The sequence below is a fragment of the Tardiphaga sp. 839_C3_N1_4 genome (genome assembly GCF_051811045.1).
In the GTDB taxonomy this organism is placed as follows: Bacteria; Pseudomonadota; Alphaproteobacteria; order Rhizobiales; family Xanthobacteraceae; genus Tardiphaga.
The window spans coordinates 2,213,012-2,229,008 of sequence record NZ_JBPWQD010000001.1 but is presented as its reverse complement, the minus strand read 5'-3'; the positions used below and the strand labels follow the sequence as shown (position 1 = coordinate 2,229,008).

At 59.9% G+C, this 15,997-nt stretch carries 15 protein-coding genes; 7 read left to right on the top strand and 8 right to left on the bottom strand.

From position 1 onward, the window contains the following. Nucleotides 1-67: 67 nt before the first annotated feature. Nucleotides 68-769: a response regulator transcription factor CtrA gene (gene ctrA / locus AB8A38_RS10765; protein WP_068737116.1), complete on the bottom strand. Its 702-nt coding sequence runs from the start codon at nt 767-769 to the stop codon at nt 68-70. 372 nt (nt 770-1,141) lie between these two features. Between ctrA and fliI the strand changes: the two genes are divergently transcribed. The 4 genes from fliI to AB8A38_RS10745 all read left to right on the top strand — a co-directional run bounded on the left by fliI (nt 1,142) and on the right by AB8A38_RS10745 (nt 4,640). Then, complete coding sequence (gene fliI / locus AB8A38_RS10760) at nt 1,142-2,467, top strand: flagellar protein export ATPase FliI (RefSeq protein WP_089267515.1); 1,326 nt, start codon at nt 1,142-1,144, stop codon at nt 2,465-2,467. Between the two features lie 109 nt (nt 2,468-2,576). Continuing rightward, complete coding sequence (gene fliJ, locus AB8A38_RS10755) at nt 2,577-2,996, top strand: flagellar export protein FliJ (protein ID WP_068737112.1); 420 nt, start codon at nt 2,577-2,579, stop codon at nt 2,994-2,996. A gap of 199 nt (nt 2,997-3,195) precedes the next feature. After that, a complete protein-coding gene (locus tag AB8A38_RS10750) occupies nt 3,196-3,744 on the top strand; it encodes a sigma-70 family RNA polymerase sigma factor (protein WP_439085964.1) in 549 nt (182 codons plus the stop codon). Next, complete coding sequence (locus AB8A38_RS10745) at nt 3,744-4,640, top strand: anti-sigma factor (RefSeq protein WP_439088498.1); 897 nt, start codon at nt 3,744-3,746, stop codon at nt 4,638-4,640. Before AB8A38_RS10750 ends, AB8A38_RS10745 begins: the two co-directional genes overlap by 1 nt. A gap of 985 nt (nt 4,641-5,625) precedes the next feature. Here the strand turns inward: AB8A38_RS10745 and AB8A38_RS10740 are convergent. Next, nucleotides 5,626-5,832: a hypothetical protein gene (locus AB8A38_RS10740; protein WP_315841181.1), complete on the bottom strand. Its 207-nt coding sequence runs from the start codon at nt 5,830-5,832 to the stop codon at nt 5,626-5,628. A 329-nt stretch (nt 5,833-6,161) separates the two neighbouring features. Next, on the bottom strand, nt 6,162-8,399 hold the full coding sequence (gene flhA, locus AB8A38_RS10735) for a flagellar biosynthesis protein FlhA (RefSeq protein ID WP_439085963.1): 2,238 nt from the start codon (nt 8,397-8,399) through the stop codon (nt 6,162-6,164). A gap of 218 nt (nt 8,400-8,617) precedes the next feature. Between flhA and AB8A38_RS10730 the strand changes: the two genes are divergently transcribed. Then, complete coding sequence (locus AB8A38_RS10730; protein WP_439088497.1) at nt 8,618-9,862, top strand: MFS transporter; 1,245 nt, start codon at nt 8,618-8,620, stop codon at nt 9,860-9,862. Here the strand turns inward: AB8A38_RS10730 and AB8A38_RS10725 are convergent. The 5 genes from AB8A38_RS10725 to AB8A38_RS10705 all read right to left on the bottom strand — a co-directional run bounded on the left by AB8A38_RS10725 (nt 9,859) and on the right by AB8A38_RS10705 (nt 14,347). Further along, complete coding sequence (locus tag AB8A38_RS10725; RefSeq protein ID WP_315841184.1) at nt 9,859-10,251, bottom strand: hypothetical protein; 393 nt, start codon at nt 10,249-10,251, stop codon at nt 9,859-9,861. The two genes, AB8A38_RS10730 and AB8A38_RS10725, sit on opposite strands and share 4 nt — an antisense overlap. A 155-nt stretch (nt 10,252-10,406) precedes the next feature. Then, a complete protein-coding gene (locus AB8A38_RS10720; protein WP_439085962.1) occupies nt 10,407-10,814 on the bottom strand; it encodes a DUF4864 domain-containing protein in 408 nt (135 codons plus the stop codon). Between the two features lie 4 nt (nt 10,815-10,818). Continuing rightward, the gene (locus AB8A38_RS10715; protein WP_439088496.1) at nt 10,819-12,147 is read right to left on the bottom strand and encodes an amidohydrolase family protein; all 1,329 of its coding nucleotides are present in this window, start codon (nt 12,145-12,147) and stop codon (nt 10,819-10,821) included. A gap of 95 nt (nt 12,148-12,242) precedes the next feature. Then, nucleotides 12,243-12,545 (bottom strand): hypothetical protein, encoded by a 303-nt coding sequence (locus tag AB8A38_RS10710; protein ID WP_439085961.1) that lies wholly within the window; start codon nt 12,543-12,545, stop codon nt 12,243-12,245. A 1,112-nt stretch (nt 12,546-13,657) separates the two neighbouring features. Beyond that, the gene (locus AB8A38_RS10705) at nt 13,658-14,347 is read right to left on the bottom strand and encodes a Crp/Fnr family transcriptional regulator (protein WP_439085960.1); all 690 of its coding nucleotides are present in this window, start codon (nt 14,345-14,347) and stop codon (nt 13,658-13,660) included. A gap of 232 nt (nt 14,348-14,579) precedes the next feature. Here AB8A38_RS10705 and AB8A38_RS10700 point away from each other — a divergent pair, with 232 nt between their 5' ends. Both AB8A38_RS10700 and AB8A38_RS10695 read left to right on the top strand, forming a co-directional pair. Then, nucleotides 14,580-14,813 (top strand): DUF6894 family protein, encoded by a 234-nt coding sequence (locus AB8A38_RS10700; protein WP_315841189.1) that lies wholly within the window; start codon nt 14,580-14,582, stop codon nt 14,811-14,813. A 926-nt stretch (nt 14,814-15,739) separates the two neighbouring features. Beyond that, nucleotides 15,740-15,919, top strand: a complete 180-nt coding sequence (locus tag AB8A38_RS10695; protein WP_315841190.1) for a hypothetical protein — start codon at nt 15,740-15,742, stop codon at nt 15,917-15,919. The last annotated feature ends 78 nt before the right edge of the window (nt 15,920-15,997 follow it).

Sequence of the window (15,997 nt, the reverse complement as noted above, 5' to 3'; positions counted from 1 at the left end):
AACCCCGCCGGTGAGGGCGGGGTTTCGTGAGAACTTTCGGGGAGTGACGCTCAAGCCGGCTTGAAACTCAAGCCGGGATGCGGATCTCTTCTTCGTGCGGCTCGCGGAGCACATAGCCACGGCCCCAGACGGTTTCGATGAAGTTGCGGCCTTCGGAAGCATTCGCCAGCTTCTTGCGCAGCTTGCAGATGAAAACGTCAATGATCTTCAGTTCGGGCTCGTCCATGCCACCATAGAGGTGGTTGAGGAACATTTCCTTGGTGAGGGTCGTACCCTTGCGGAGCGAGAGCAGCTCCAGCATCTGGTATTCCTTGCCCGTCAGATGGACGCGCTGACCGCCGACTTCCACCGTCTTGGTATCGAGATTGACCACCAGGTCGCCGGTCTGGATGACCGACTGGGCGTGGCCCTTGGAGCGGCGCACGATCGCATGAATGCGGGCAACCAGCTCGTCCTTGTGGAAGGGCTTGGTCATGTAGTCGTCGGCGCCAACGCCGAGACCCTTGACCTTGTCCTCGATGCCGGCGAGGCCCGAGAGAATGAGGATCGGGGTCTTGATCTTGGACACCCGCAGCTGCTTGAGCACATCGTAACCGGACATGTCCGGCAGATTAAGATCGAGCAGGATAATATCGTAGTCGTAGAGCTTGCCGAGATCGACGCCCTCTTCTCCGAGATCCGTCGTATAGACGTTGAAACTCTCGGATTTGAGCATCAGCTCAATCGACTGCGCAACGGCGCTATCATCTTCAATTAGCAAAACGCGCATGCCAGTCCCCTTTAGTCGCCGCTCCGGGCGTCAGGTCGGCCGCCATACTTGCGGCACCAAAAAACGCCTACGAACAACTGATTCGGATCCTGACTGGATATGGTTAACAAAACCTGATTCTTCAGCGCAAGCTCTAATCGTGCAATTTTTGTCGAATCGCCATAAGATGTTGCAGCAAAGACTCTTTTTGTACCCGTACCCGTTCAAGCTCCACATTAAGAGCCGGACTTAACCGACTCCATCGACTCGCCCCTTCATTCTGATGGCGCGAATGCTCTCAGTCATCCAAGACAGTGACGTAATGATTAACGATGCGGGTAAACACGGGGTTAAGGCCGAGCCGGCAATGAAGCGAAACTTAAGGGTTTTGCAATGAAAGCCCTTGCGGAACAGATTACTGACCTCGATGGCGTCAATATTTACGGCCGGGTGGTCGGTGTTCGTGGGTTAATGGTTGAGGTGGCCGGGCCGATCCATGCGATGTCGGTCGGTGCCCGAATTACCATCGAGACCGGCACAAGCCGTTCCATCCCCGCCGAGGTGATCGGTTTCAGTGGCGACAACGCCGTGGTGATGCCCTTCGCCGGACTGGAAGGCGTACGCCGCGGCTGCCGGGCGGTGATCGCCAATGCTGCCAGCCAGGTGCGGCCCTCGATCGCCTGGCTCGGCCGCGTCGTGAATGCGATGGGCGAGCCGATCGACGGCAAGGGGCCGTTGCTGCAGGGGCCGGCACCAATGCCGTATCGCGCGTCTCCGCCGCCCGCCCATTCTCGCAAACGCGTCGGCGCGCCGCTCGATCTCGGGGTGCGCTCGCTCAATACCTTCCTGACCTGCTGCCGCGGCCAGCGCATGGGCATCTTTGCGGGCTCCGGCGTCGGCAAGTCGGTCTTGCTGTCCATGTTGGCACGCAATGTCGATGCCGACGTCTCGGTCATCGGTCTGATCGGCGAACGTGGCCGTGAAGTGCAGGAGTTCTTGCAGGAGGACTTGGGCGAAGAAGGTCTCGCACGCGCCGTCGTGGTCGTGGCGACTTCGGACGAGCCTGCACTGATGCGGCGCCAAGCGGCCTATCTGACGCTGTCGATCTCGGAGTTCTTCCGCGATGAGGGCAAGGACGTCATGTGCATGATGGACTCGGTCACGCGTTTCGCCATGGCGCAGCGCGAGATCGGCCTGTCCGTCGGCGAGCCGCCGACTGCAAAAGGCTATACGCCGACGGTGTTCACCGAACTGCCGAAGCTGCTGGAGCGGGCAGGGCCGGGCACCGACGAAGGCTCGATCACCGGTATCTTCACGGTGCTGGTCGACGGCGACGATCACAACGAACCCGTTGCTGACGCCGTGCGCGGCATTCTCGATGGCCATATCGTGATGCAACGCGGTATCGCCGAGCGAGGCCGCTATCCTGCTATCAATATCCTGAAGTCGGTGTCGCGAACCATGCCGCGGTCCTGCGACCCGGCTTATTTGCCGACGATCACGCGGGCCCGGCAGATCATGGCGACCTATTCCGATATGGAGGAGCTGATCCGGCTCGGCGCCTATCGCGCCGGTTCCAGTCCGGAAGTGGACGAGGCGATCCGGCTCCATGAGCCGCTTGAGGCATTCCTGCGGCAACGCAAGGACGAAGTCTGCGGACTGGCCCAAGGCTATCAGCAACTGCAACAAATCGTTGGTGGTTTGGAAACGGAACGCTAACTTTGTCAGGCCATCATGACCCTCAGAGAAGAATTTCGGCCGGTCAGCCCCTTGCGGTTGTCCGGTTGTGTCCCGCGTTGAGACTGGGACTTCTGGGGAGTATGAGTCGATGAAGTCACGTGACACACTGATCCGCCTGAAAAAGTTCCAGGTCGATGAGAAGCGCCGACGGGTCAATCAGATCGAAGGCATGATTGCGGATTTCCAGCGCATGTCGGTCGATCTCGAGCGCGAGATCCAGACCGAGCAGGATCGCGCCGGTATTCAGGATCCCACTCACTTTGCCTATCCGACCTACGCCAAGGCTGCGATTCAACGTCGCGAGAACCTGACACGGTCGGCCGATGAGCTGCGCGTGCAGCTCGAAGACGCGAAGGCATTGCTGAGTGAAGCTTTCGAAGAACTCAAGAAGGTCGAACTGCTCGACGAGCGCGACCAGGCCCGTGCACGCGACGAAGAGAACGCACGCGAACAGGCCGACCTCGACAGCATTGGCCTGATGCGTGCCCGCATCGGCGCAGTGGCCTGATCCGCAGAAGCGGCGAGCCAACGAGCCTCAAAGATTGAAGTCATCAAGCCCGGGCCGCGAGGTCCGGGTTTGCTGTTTGTGGTCTATCCACAGCATAAACAGCGACATGGCCCGCTTGCTATAATCTATGTTACGACAGGGAATACCGCCGGGCGGCACCTCCGTAAGGCGAAAGGTATATTGAGGTTGGGGAGACGTAATGCTGACGCCGGCTGAACTGGTCTGGCTTCTTGCCGCAGTTGCCAAAGGGGATGAAGTCGCCTTCGAGCGACTCTATGCGGCGACGCGCGCGAAACTCTTTGGTGTCGTGCTCCGTATCTTGCGCAGACAGGATCTCGCGGAGGAAGTCATCCAGGAGGCCTATGTCAAGATCTGGAACAGCGCCGGGCAATTCAATCCCGGTGTTGCTTCGCCGATCACGTGGATGGCGTCGATCGCTCGTAACCGGGCCATCGATGTAGTTCGCAAGAGAAGCGAAACGTCTATCGAGGAAGAGCCGGCTGCAATGGAAGTGGCAGCCGATACACCTGACCCGCTCGCGCGTCAGGAAATGACCGAAGAATTGAAGCGCTTGTTGGAGTGCGTGGGCCGGCTTGAACCGGACCGCCAGAAACTGGTGCTGCTTGCTTACTACAATGGCTGGAGCCGCGAACAACTCGCGACGAAGTTCGAAGCGCCGGTCAATACAGTGAAGACGTGGCTGCGCCGCAGTATGATGGACATCCGGGAGTGTCTGGGACTGACATGATGGCCTATAGCGAAGACCATATCGCGCTTGCCGCGGAATATGCGCTTGGCACGCTCAGTGCCGAAGAGCGCGTGCAGGTCGAGACCATGATGTCCGTCGACAAGGATTTTGCCGCTGTGGTCGAGGCGTGGGAGCGCAAGCTTGGCGTTTTGAATCAGATGGTCGGCCTTGTCGAGCCGCGTCCTGAAGTCTGGGAGAAAATCCGCGTTGCGATCGGTCTGGCCGGTACGCAAGAAGCGATCGTGCATCCGGAAGCGCCGCAGCCTGTCGCTGCAGCGGCGGCCGTTGCTGAGCAGCCTGCGATCGATCCTTCGAATCTTAATAGTGCGACGCTCGATCGTTCGAACGTGATTGATTTCTCGGTCCAGGCAAAACGCTGGCGCGGTGTTGCCACCGGCATGACAGCGATTGCCGCCATGCTTGTTGCGCTGATCGCCGTGCAGGCCTATCGCCCCGAATTGCTGCCGGCAGGTTTACGCCCGAAGGCAGTGCAGCAGGTTGCGCAGGCGCCCGCGCCGGTCGCGCCGCCAGCAGCGGCTCAGTCGCAATACGTCGCGTTGCTGCAGACCGACGCTGCGTCGCCCGCATTCATCCTTACTGTCGATGCGGCGACCAAAAACTTTACAGTGCGCAAGGTTGGGGCTGAAGCGCAGGCCGGCAAAAGCTACGAGCTCTGGATTGTGTCCGACAAGCTGCAGCGCCCGCGCTCGCTCGGCGTGATCGGCAGCAATGAATTCACATCGCGCGCTGCACTCGCTGCCTATGATCCCGACGTCGTCAATCAGGCTACCTATGCCGTGACCGTCGAGCCGGAAGGCGGTTCGCCGACCGGTGCAGCCACCGGCCCGATCGTGTTCACCGGCAAGCTGATCGAGACCGTGCCGCCGGCGCGGTGAGGGAACTCGTCATTCCGGGGCGCATGAAAGCGGCGCAGCCGCTGCAATGCGAACCCGAATCTGAGAGTGTTTTGCGCTGTGTGGAGATTCCCATGCTGGGATTCCGGGTTCGCGCGCGCGAAGGCGCGCCCGCGCCCCGGAATGACAGTGTGGGGTGGCGAGACGGCGATCAAACATTTTTTCCTATTTCCCGTTGACATCATCCCTATATGGATTATATTCTCGTTCGTCCAGCCCCGATGAGAGGGGCGAGCGCGATCGTCACGTTCGCGGGGCTGGATGCGGTGGACGCCGGAGATGCGGCGTTACGCGGTTTGGGGGTGACGTCTGTCTTCGGGCAGGACGGATCTGCGCCAGCACTGCCACTGGCAAGGAGACGGCCGGCCTTGGGATGGAAAGACCCTCTGGACAGTGTGACGGACGACCAACTCGAAACGCGTCCGGCTTACTCGCTTGAGGCTCCCTGTCCCTCCGCCCTGGGACACTAATTTTGGTGATGGGACCGTTCGCCATGGCAGATGTGCAGGCAACCGAAAAAACACCGTATGCGGAACGTCGGGCACTCGCTCGGCGCCTCCGAAAGTCCTGATGCACTCACAATTGCGGAAGACCGCATTCGCATCAGGCCCAAGGGTGCAACGGGCACCCGGCGTTCCGCATGCCCTCTCAACAGGGGGTGGGAATGCAAGACACGACGGCGCCCCCGCGCCGCAAACAACAGGGGCGATGTCGCATGTCCGAAGGGCAGTGGCTGTTTGACATTCAAATTCAGGGAGGTCGTAGGGTGGCTTTCGCGAAGGCGCTTTACAGATCCGTTACGCCGTGATCGCGGTGCAGATGACGTCGCAAACAAAGCTACCCACAAAAGAAAAACGCCCGTGGGGAGCGGGCGTTTTCCATTCAGAAGTCCACTCGGGGGGAAGTGGAGCTTCATGTATTCACCTGACGACCTTGGGGGACATCGCCACGCGAATTCCTGAATTCCTTAGCGGACCATGCTGGCGTTCGAATTGGTGACAGCAACCGGCTGGCCTGCTTTGATCACGCGAGCGCTGGCGGTCTGGCTGTAGCCTTCGTCAGCATTCATGCGGGCCGAGATTCCGAAGCCTGCCACGAAGATACCGGCGACCAGAGCAACGATCACCACCTTGAGGTGGGTCATGCGATCCGCGCTGTAAATCGAGTGGTTCATTGGAAACGCTCCCTGCCGTCTTACTCTGCCTACGACCGTTTGTGTCGTGTCCGCGTCGGCAGGTTCAACTCATCACGCATAGGAAACGTGGTGTTGGGCCGTTCCGTTCCAAATAGTCGATCACAAGGCAGTGATAAGACGTGATCCGGCGCGATTGAAGCACCCAGCCTGGTCCTGAAATTCACAGATTATTATTTATTATCAGAGTGTTGGGTATGATTTGCATCGTCGCCCCGAAATGGCCTCGGGCTGCGACATTCTGGCAAATCTCTTGTCTGTGACGAATTTACATCGGTTTCGGGCAAGGTTGCTAGCCTCTTGGCGCCGAATCAGACGCTTCCGACGGTCTTCAGGCGCGCGCGGGGGTGGATTTCCGCCTGGGACAGCACGGTGGTTTGCGCACGGAACCGTTCCACCAGCGACCGCACGAACGGCCGGATCGAGGCCGAGGTGACCAGCACCGGCGCTTCGCCTTCACGCGCGGCCTGTTCGAAACGATCGCGCACGGTGGTCATGAATTCCGACAGCTTCGATGGCTGCATCGCGAGACTGCGTTCTTCGCCGGTGCCGATGATCGATTCCGCGAAGGCCTGCTCCCACTGCGCCGACAGTGCGATGAGCGGCAGGTAGCCGTTGTAGGACGTGTTCTGCGCGCAGATCTGTCGCGCGAGGCGCGCACGTACATGCTCGACGATGGTCGACGGGTTGCGCGAGAAGGCGAGGGCGTCGGCAATGCCTTCGAGGATGGTCGAGAGATCGCGCACCGAAATACGTTCGGTGAGCAGCAATTGCAGCACGCGCTGGATGCCCGACACGGTGATGAGCGACGGGACGATGTCCTTGACCAGTTCGCCTTGTTCCTTCGGCAGGTCCTTCAACAGCTTCTGCACTTCGCCGTAAGACAGGAGATCCGACATGTTGCCCTTCAGCAGCTCTGTCAGATGCGTCGACAGCACCGTGGCGGCATCGACCACGGTGTAGCCCTTGAGCGAGGCTTCTTCCTTCAGGCCGGCATCGACCCAGGTGGCGGGCAGGCCGAAGGTCGGCTCGGTGGTGTGAATGCCCGGGACATTGACCTGATTGCCGCCGGGATCCATGACCATGAACTGGTTCGGCCAGATGCGGCCGGTGCCGGCGTCCACTTCCTTGATCTTGATGATGTAGGTGTTGGCTTCGAGCTGCACGTTGTCCAGAATTCGGACCGACGGCATCACGAAACCCATTTCGACGGCGAGCGACTTGCGCAGTGCCTTGATCTGCTCGGTGAGGCGATCGGTGCCGTCCGGGCCATTGACCAGCGGCAGCAGCGCGTAGCCGAGTTCGATCTTGAGATCGTCGATCTTCAGCGATGCGGAAATCGGCTCGTCCGCGGCGGCGGCTTGCGCTGCTGCGGCGGCGGCGGGCGCTGCGGCCTGATGCGCGACTTCGGCACGCGCAACCTTGTTGCGCTTGTTGGCGGTGACGGCGAGGTAGGCTGCGCCGCCGCCGAGTGCGAGGAACGGCAGTATCGGAATGCCCGGCAGCAGCGCCAGCGTCAGCATGACGCCGGCCGACATACCCAGCGCCTGCGGATAGCCGGAGAATTGCTTGATCAGCGTCTTGTCGGCGGCGCCGGTAATGCCGGCCTTCGAGACGAGCAGGCCTGCGGCGGTGGAGACGATCAGCGCCGGAACCTGTGTGACCAGGCCGTCGCCGACGGTCAGCAAGGTATAGGTGCGGCCAGCTTCCGAGAACGACAGGCCCTGCTGCGCGACACCGATGATGATCCCGCCGATGACGTTGATGGCGGTGATAAGCAGGCCGGCAATGGCATCGCCGCGGACGAACTTGGAAGCACCGTCCATGGCGCCGAAGAAGCCACTTTCGTCTTCAAGGTCCTTGCGGCGCGATTTGGCGGTGGCCTCGTCGATCAGGCCGGCCGACAGATCGGCGTCGATCGCCATCTGCTTGCCGGGCATCGAGTCCAACTGGAAGCGTGCCGCGACTTCGGCGATACGGCCCGAACCCTTGGTGATGACGATGAAGTTCACGATCACCAGGATCGCGAACACGACGATGCCAATGACGAAGTTGCCACCCATCACGAAATTGCCGAACGCCTCGATGACGTGGCCGGCGGCGGCGGTGCCTTCGTGACCATGGGACAGGATCAGGCGGGTCGATGCCAGGTTCAGCGACAGCCGCAACATGGTCGAGATCAGCAGCACGGTCGGGAACGACGAGAATTCCAGCGGCGTCTGGGTGAACAGTGCCGTCATCAGGATCAGCACCGACATGGTGATGGAGATCGCGAGGAACAGATCCATCACGATCGCCGGCAGCGGCATGATCAGCACGACAAGGATGATCAGAACGCCAAATGCGAGGCCGATATCGCCGCGCAAGACGTTCGTCCTGATGCTGGCGAAGTCGAAACCGCCGCTCTTGGGTGCCCCCAGACCCTGACCCGCGATCAAATCCGTCATCGATGCCGCTTCCCCGCGCGAATGTCGTTCGCGACTGCCGAACGTCTGCGCAGCGGCCGAAGGGCCGCCGATCCGCAAGTGAGGCACCGCACTGGCATCCACGGGCATTCCCCCGGTCGGCTGACGAGACGCGACTCCACTCGGCAATTTTTGCCGTGTGTATGGTTAGCAAAGGGTTAACGAGGCGTTACTGCGCGGCTTTGCCACCAGCCCGGAGCCAGTTTTGGCCGAACGGGTCTGTTGCGCTGCTTCTGCATGCCTAATCCTTCGGCAGATCGCTTGACCTGCGGGCACACGCCGAGGATGTTGCCGCCGTGACCATCGCGACCCCCACTTCAGATTCGGCGCCGTTCCTGCCTGACTCCGGTCAGGCCTGGACCAGGCTGTCGCTTGCCTTGATCATCGGCTCGCTCGGGTCAGTCGGCATGTGGTCGGTGGTGGTGGCGCTCCCGGCCGTCCAGGCCGATTTCGCCGCCAGCCGCGGCGCGGCGTCGCTGGCCTTTACCCTGACCATGGTCGGCTTCGGCCTCGGCGGCGTGGTCGCCGGCAGGCTCACGGACCGGTTTGGCATCGTGGCCACGATCGCGCTTGCGACGGTGCTGATGGGCGCCGGCTATCTTTTCGCGTCGCAGTCCACGGCGCTCTGGCAGTTCAATCTTATTCACGTGGTAATAGGGGCAGGGTCGTCGGCAACCTTCGGACCGCTGATGGCGGAGGCGTCGCACTGGTTCGAGCGCCGGCGCGGCATCGCGGTGACTGTCGCTGCAACCGGCAGCTATATTGGCGGCACGCTCTGGCCGCCCATTGTCAGCTGGGGCATTCTGACTTTCGGCTGGCGCTCGACGCATATCAGTGTCGGGGTCGTTACGACCGTCCTGATGCTGCTGATGCTCGCGGTTCTGCGTGTGCAGATGGGCACGGCCACACGACGCAGTCACGTCAACGCGCCGCCGCCGAAGGTCGATCTCCAGCTCAGCAACAACACGCTGACGACGCTTCTCTTCGTGGCTGGCATTGGCTGCTGTGTCGCCATGGCGATGCCGCAGGTCCACATCGTCGCTTATTGCGGGGATCTCGGCTACGGCGTGACACGCGGCGCCGAGATGCTGTCGCTGATGCTGGCCTGCGGCATCGTCAGCCGTGTCGGCTCGGGCTTCCTCGCCGATCGTATTGGCGGCATTCGCACACTGTTGATTGGCTCGTTGCTGCAGGGCTTTGCGCTGCTGTTCTATCTGTTCTTCGACAGTCTGGCTTCGCTCTACATTATCTCGGCGATGTTTGGCCTGTTCCAGGGCGGTCTGGTGCCGGCCTATGCCATTATCATCCGCGAGGCGATGCCGGCCTCGCAGGCGGCTACGCGTGTCGGCATCGTTATCCTGGGTACGGTGGGTGGCATGTCACTTGGTGGCTGGATGTCCGGCGTCATCTTCGACGCCACGGGCTCCTACGCGGCAGCGTTCATGAACGGCCTCGCCTGGAATGCGCTCAACGTCACTATCATCACGGCGCTGATGTTGCGCGCGCGTCGCCGCACGGCTTTCGCGCCGGGCGCGTCTGTCGCTTAAGGCGTCAGATCCTGCACTGGCGGCATCGCCGGAAGTCCATCGATCGGTACGTTTTCGAGCGCGCGTTTGACCGGGCCGTTACCGAACATGCAATCAAGCGTCGGCTCGGCAATCGCCGTCATGGTCCGCGGGATCAAGGTTCGTTTGTCCGGCGGCAGCCAGTTCTCGTTCAGCGTGGGGACGCCGCGCTCGGTGACCCCGTACAGGATCGCGTCGAGAATATCGCGATCGCCGATCTCGTTGATCAGCGCGGTGCGGACGCAGTCGCAGATCGCCTCGGGATGCGCATAGCGCGACACCATGAAGGGCGCACAGAGCCGGATGAATTCACCACGCGGATCGGGCATCAGGGACAGGCGACGCACGTCGGCCATCGCGATGGTCGACACCCCGCACGCCAACAGGCTGCCCAGGACAATGGGAGACAGTGTGCTGAGGGACAGGTACCGCAACAGATTCACCCGGGAAGCAACCGTAGGACGAGAGACGTGCAGGACCTATTATAGATGATGTGAGGTGCGAATGTGAATGCCGCTGTGAGGTGTCACACAGCCTGGCCGACCTTCAGCAACATGCAGCCGCTGATCTTCAGGCTGCCATCAGGTTGCGGCTCCACCGTATAAAGCGCATCCCACGGCACGCCATCGGTATCGACGATATGGACTTTCTGCTCGATGATGCCACTGGACATATTGCTCTCGGTGAATTCGAAGCTGCGATGGCGATAGATGGGCGCATAGGCGTTGCGCACCATGTCCATGAAACTGTCGGGATCGGTGAAAATGCTCTGGATGTCGGGCGCTGCGAACCCATAGGCAGCTACAGCGTCGTCGCGCACCAGCGCATCGGCCTGGGAGCGGATGATCTTCTGCGCCGCCGCGACATCGTCCGCAGCACGGACAGGCGATGCGAGGCCGATCACTATGACGACAAGAAAGAGGAGGCTGCGCATAGGCTCACTTGCTCAAAGTATTCTTGTAGATGACGCCGTCCTTCATGATGATTTTGAAATTATTCGCGGGATCGGCAATCAGGTTGATGTTGTCCAGCGGATTGCCGTCGACAAGCAGTAAATCCGCGAGCGCGCCCTGTTCCACGACGCCGAGCTTGCCGGGATAGGGATTGCGCTTGCCGGACAGCGCCAGCAGTTCGGCATTTGTCGATGTCGCCATGACCAGCGCTTCGGCGGGGGTGTACCAGCGTGTGAGCGAGGCCAGAATTGCGCCCTGTTGCTGCGCCAGCGCGCGCGAGAACAGCACGTCGGTGCCCCACGCCGTCTTGATCTTGTACTTCCTGGCAAACTCGTAAGACCTGGCTATGCCGGGCCAGACCTCATCCGCCTTGGCCCGCTGGACTGACCCCTCCGGAAAGCCAAGCCTCAGATCCTCGGGGAGGGGCTGCAAGCTCAACCAGATGTCCTTCTCGGCCAGCAACCTGGCGGTCGCCTCATCCATCAGCATGCCGTGTTCGATGCACTTCACGCCAGCGGCGACGGCTCTCTGGATCGCGGCCGGAGTAAAGGCGTGCGCGGCGACATATGTGCCCCAATTCTCGGCCGCTTCAACGGCGGCGCGTAATTCGGCCTCGGTGAAAGTGGTTACGTCGACCGGACTGAAGGGGGACGACACGCCGCCGCCCGCCGTCAACTTGACCTGGGAGGCGCCCTGCATGAGTTGTTCGCGCGCGCGCACGCGCACCTCGTCAGGGCTGTCCGCAACTATAGCGCCACCGACCTGCTCCATGCGGGTGAGCATGCCGCCGATCGTGCGTGGCAGATCGGTCAGCTGCCGGAAATCCCCATGCCCGCTCGTGATAGTGATCATGGCGCCGGACGGATAGATGCGCGGGCCCTTGACGATGCCCTCGTCGATGGCACGCTTGAGGCCGAACACCGGCCCGCCAACATCACGAACTGTGGTGAAGCCGCGCATCAGAGTGTCAGTCGCTTCGTTGCCGGCCAGTAGATTGTTGTAGCCGACGTCACCGAAAGCCTGTGCCGGCGTCACTCTTATCAACATCGCATGCCAATGATTGTCGATCAGGCCGGGCATCAGCGTATGCCCGTTTCCTGCAACACGCCGAGCGTCTGCGACCGTTATCGGTGCCGTAGAAATACGCTCGATGACATTGCCCTTGACCAGCACATGCGATGGGGCGGAAAGAGTGGCGTTTCTTCCGTCGAAGATGCGAACATTTTCGAAGAGCACATCGCCGGCGCTCGGGCTGGTGCAAAATGTCAGCGCAAGAATCGCTGCGAGCCATCGACTACCGACAGGGAACAACATGAGCGTTCTCCGAGCAGTGAAGCTTGCACTATGGCAGATACCAGCCTCCACTTGAAGGTGGCGCCTCCACCGTGGATCTGCGATCCCGGCCGATGTTACGGGGAATCCGCTCGGCCGGACGTGAATATATCTGGTTGCTCAAGCTCGTCCGGCATCGCCCATCCTTCAGCCATCAAAGCGACATGGAGCGCGGCTCGAACGTCGGGTGGCTCAATTGTCCCGACGGTCGCGTCATTCAGAACAGCGATCAGCTTCGTCCACCGCGGCGTTGTCTTGGCTTCGCTGTCAACGTAACGCTGCACCCATCTGACCGCCGCCAGGAGAGAAAAGATCGTGCGGTTCTTCGCCGGGGTTTGCCCGGGCGCCTCTGGCATCAATCGAATTGGTTCAAAGATCATTTGTACACAAACCGACCGCTGAAATTCGCTTTATCGTGCCACAGAGCCGGCAATACGCAATGGGTGCCGGCATGCCCCGCAGCAACTGCACGCTGCCTTGAAGGCCGTGATCAAGCGCGCGATCATCGTCTTGGATAGGGCTTTGGCAACTCCGAGATACGATTTTAAAGCCAGGAGAAAATCTGGAGCCAGGCGATCAACGCTGTTGCGCTAGCGTATGGCTATATGGAAGCGACGGTGCGCTTCATCCGAATCCCTTCCGGTGCTCACACTTAAATCGACGGCTCGGCGCTGGGTGGGGATCTAGCGCGCCAGGCCGGCTAGCCGATCGGCAACGGAAATATCCCAAGCCCTCGGTCTACTCCCCGGACGGCACGCGAGATATCTCGTGTCTGATCAAACAGCGCGAGGGGGCTTGGAACTTATCATCACAGAGGCCCGACAGGATCGCTCCCGTTCGAGTGCAATCCAGCGCGTTCCTCAACTGCCCAAGCTTGTTCCTGGTATTTCATCGCCAACGCATTCAGCCGATCTGATACTGACCGATATCCGACAAACTTAGCAAATTTTTTGCACCTTCGAGACATGGATCTCAATCGTGCAGCCGTGGCGATCGCTTCTCGTTGGGGCTTCGTCAGAGCCATCGACGTCCTCGGTTTCAACCCGCCACTAACCACTCCGCCATTCAGCAGAGCTACGGTCGCACTGATCCAACGTTGTAAAGATAAGTGTAGTTCCCTGATACAAAAGTAGCAAAAACTACAGCGCGTAGGTCGCTCTAGCGCCGAGCCAAAGCGATGCTTCCGGGCATCAAGCTTTTCATCGATAATTCGCGTCACGACGCAAGGAACCTCAACGATCTGCCTGCTCTGAGCGTGCGCTTTGCTGTGTGCATTTTCATATCGCTGGCATCCGCCCAGAAGTTTGTCGATTGGGAGGTTTCGATCAACGTCGGCATGAGGAAACCTGCATCGCCAGCCAGTATGGCGTCAGGGGGCACCACTTCCGAAGGACGGTCTCGGGTGACGCAGGCCCGGAGCCCAAGTCCACCACCCAGTTGAGCTCCAGAAGGCCGATCCTGAGCGCATCATTTTTGTGGAGGTGCTCCGGCCTTACGCCGGTGCCTGCTCTCGCATCGTCTCATAACATTCGCACGACAATTCCTTGAGCCGCTTGCGATCTAGAACCGTAATGACTCCCCGCGAATAGGTTATGATGCCGGCTTCAGAAATCCGTCTTGCAACATCGGTAACTGAAGTGCGCCGTACACCAAGAATCTCCGATAAGAACTCTTGCGTAAGCGTGATCTTCTCGGGGCCGGCCCTGTCGCCGGTCTGAAGCAACCAGCGACAAAAGCGCGCTTCAACAGCATGGAGTGCGTTGCATGCGGTGGTGATGCGCGCTTGTGCTAAAAGTGTCTCATTGTAGCGAATGCAAAGATCACCAATCGACGGCGACGCTGCGACAAGTTTGCGAAATGGCGCTGCATGCACTCTCAAGGCGGACCCGGAGATCTGAACAACTGCTCTCACCTGAGATACATAGATGCCTAGCCCCGCCATTGCAGACACGACGCCTTCTTTACCGACTGTTGCGGTCTCAATGGCTTTGCCGCTCTTCATGACCACGACTAGTGAAATCATGCCAGAAATTGGGAAAAGAATTTCGGACGCTTCATCGCCTGCTTCACAGACGATTGTTCCTTGCGATAATTCGATCACTGCTGAGCGCTGAATCAGTGCGTCGAAGTCCAAACGTGGCAGACTCGCCAGCAATTTGTTGTCGAGCGGATTTCTGGACACTTGCTATCCCGCCCGGTCGGTCTGGGCCGTAGGCGCGGGGTCATCATACCGGCGTCCGAGAACCGCCTCCGCTTCCGTCACTTTAGACGGATCAACCCATGTCTTCCGTCCGGATTACGACATTCATGGACAAGGAAGTCGCCAAGTCGCAGAAGGTGCTGAAAATTTATATGTCGTAATTACGACTTATCGATGTGCAACCTGATATAACTGGGTGGCCGGGGAGAATCGGATGCCGTTGTATTCGTTCAACATCATTGAGCCCAACCGAATACGGATGGCGGCAATCAGCCTTGAGCTCGAAAGCGATGAAGCTGCTTGGGAGGAAGCTACCATGACCTGTAGCGAGCTCATGAAGGGTTTTAACGGAGGCTTTCGCCCGGGAGACGAATGGCGGCTTGAAGTGTTGGACGCCAGCGAGCAGCCTCTTTACAGCGTGAGGATCTCGTCAGCGGGGCAGCGATAGCTGCGAAGACACATCGCTCCTTGGCGGGAACTCATAAATGGGGCGGGCCAGATGCGCTACGCCTTTCGCGACCGCGAGAAAACCCGGGAATACGTGCTCACAATTACCTCAATCCCTGATCCGACAGCACTCTCGAAAATTGATCCAAAGTCAGGGTGTTTCGGGGCTTCTTGGATACGCCCAGTTCAGGATACGACTGACCACCCCGATCGGTGAGGTTGCATTCCGTTGGATGTTGCACACCAATACGCCACCCTTGCAGAGCTGCCGATAGATCGCCCGCAAGGCGTCGCGCCTAAGCGCGTCCTCTGCATTCGACCGCATCTTTAGTGTGTTCGTCATCGTGTTGGGGCTAATCCCCGTTGCGATAGTCGCGACGCTCGTGTTCGCAAAATAGGGCCGCCTCAGTGGGTGGCTTTTTTCGCCTGGACGATCTTGCTCATGCATGCGGACGGACCGCGTCGAACCGAACGCGCGGTCGGTTCAGCGTTCACAGTAGCCTGTTTGAAAATCTCGTTCGCAATAAAAAACCGCCGGCATTTTCGCACGGCGGCTGCCGGAGCATTCCAAAATCGATTGGTACTTAAAACCCCCTCCGGCGTACTAAACAAAACATACAGACCCCGATTAACGAAGCGGCATCTCGGTTCCAGCGAGCGGAACAGCGAGGGCCGTTGCAATTCGACATCACCTTCTCAGCGGGTGAGAAGTGACCATGTGGCGCCGTTTAAGAAGCGGGCTTGACGATTTGCTGGACCCATTCTCACACTGACACGTATCTTGAACGTGACGGTGCCGCTCGTCGCCCCACGGCACTGCCATCTTGTGGCTCCGGCTTTGATCTCCATCACGGCTGGCGCTGCCTGGGCGGGCAATCCGATATCCGGCTGTTCTCTCGATTAACATGCACTGAAAAGGCTGTGTCCATGACCGGCGATCAATCGAGAAAACTGAAAATCGGCGATCGCGTCCATTGGAAGAACGACGTAGGCGACGCCGGCACCGTTACTGAGAACACCTGGAGCTGTGTCGTCATCAAGTGGGACAATCGCGGCCTTCAGACGATCATGCATAACGACATGGTCGATGTCTCGTTGGGTGATTGAGCGAAGAACGAAGGTGGGGGATTCCCCGGGTCAGAACACGCACCGTTTCATTGGCGGATCTGGCGGCCGAAGTTCAGC

Excerpts from the sequence above, each read along its gene's own strand:
- fliI (WP_089267515.1), top strand. The coding sequence starts at position 1,142 with ATGAAAGCCCTTGCGGAACAGATTACTGACCTCGATGGCGTCAATATT.
- AB8A38_RS10700 (WP_315841189.1), top strand. The coding sequence starts at position 14,580 with ATGCCGTTGTATTCGTTCAACATCATTGAGCCCAACCGAATACGGATG.
- ctrA (WP_068737116.1), bottom strand. The coding sequence starts at position 769 with ATGCGCGTTTTGCTAATTGAAGATGATAGCGCCGTTGCGCAGTCGATT.
- AB8A38_RS10750 (WP_439085964.1), top strand. The coding sequence starts at position 3,196 with ATGCTGACGCCGGCTGAACTGGTCTGGCTTCTTGCCGCAGTTGCCAAA.
- fliJ (WP_068737112.1), top strand. The coding sequence starts at position 2,577 with ATGAAGTCACGTGACACACTGATCCGCCTGAAAAAGTTCCAGGTCGAT.
- AB8A38_RS10695 (WP_315841190.1), top strand. The coding sequence starts at position 15,740 with ATGACCGGCGATCAATCGAGAAAACTGAAAATCGGCGATCGCGTCCAT.
- AB8A38_RS10720 (WP_439085962.1), bottom strand. The coding sequence starts at position 10,814 with ATGCGCAGCCTCCTCTTTCTTGTCGTCATAGTGATCGGCCTCGCATCG.
- AB8A38_RS10710 (WP_439085961.1), bottom strand. The coding sequence starts at position 12,545 with ATGATCTTTGAACCAATTCGATTGATGCCAGAGGCGCCCGGGCAAACC.
- AB8A38_RS10745 (WP_439088498.1), top strand. The coding sequence starts at position 3,744 with ATGGCCTATAGCGAAGACCATATCGCGCTTGCCGCGGAATATGCGCTT.
- AB8A38_RS10740 (WP_315841181.1), bottom strand. The coding sequence starts at position 5,832 with ATGAACCACTCGATTTACAGCGCGGATCGCATGACCCACCTCAAGGTG.
- AB8A38_RS10715 (WP_439088496.1), bottom strand. The coding sequence starts at position 12,147 with ATGTTGTTCCCTGTCGGTAGTCGATGGCTCGCAGCGATTCTTGCGCTG.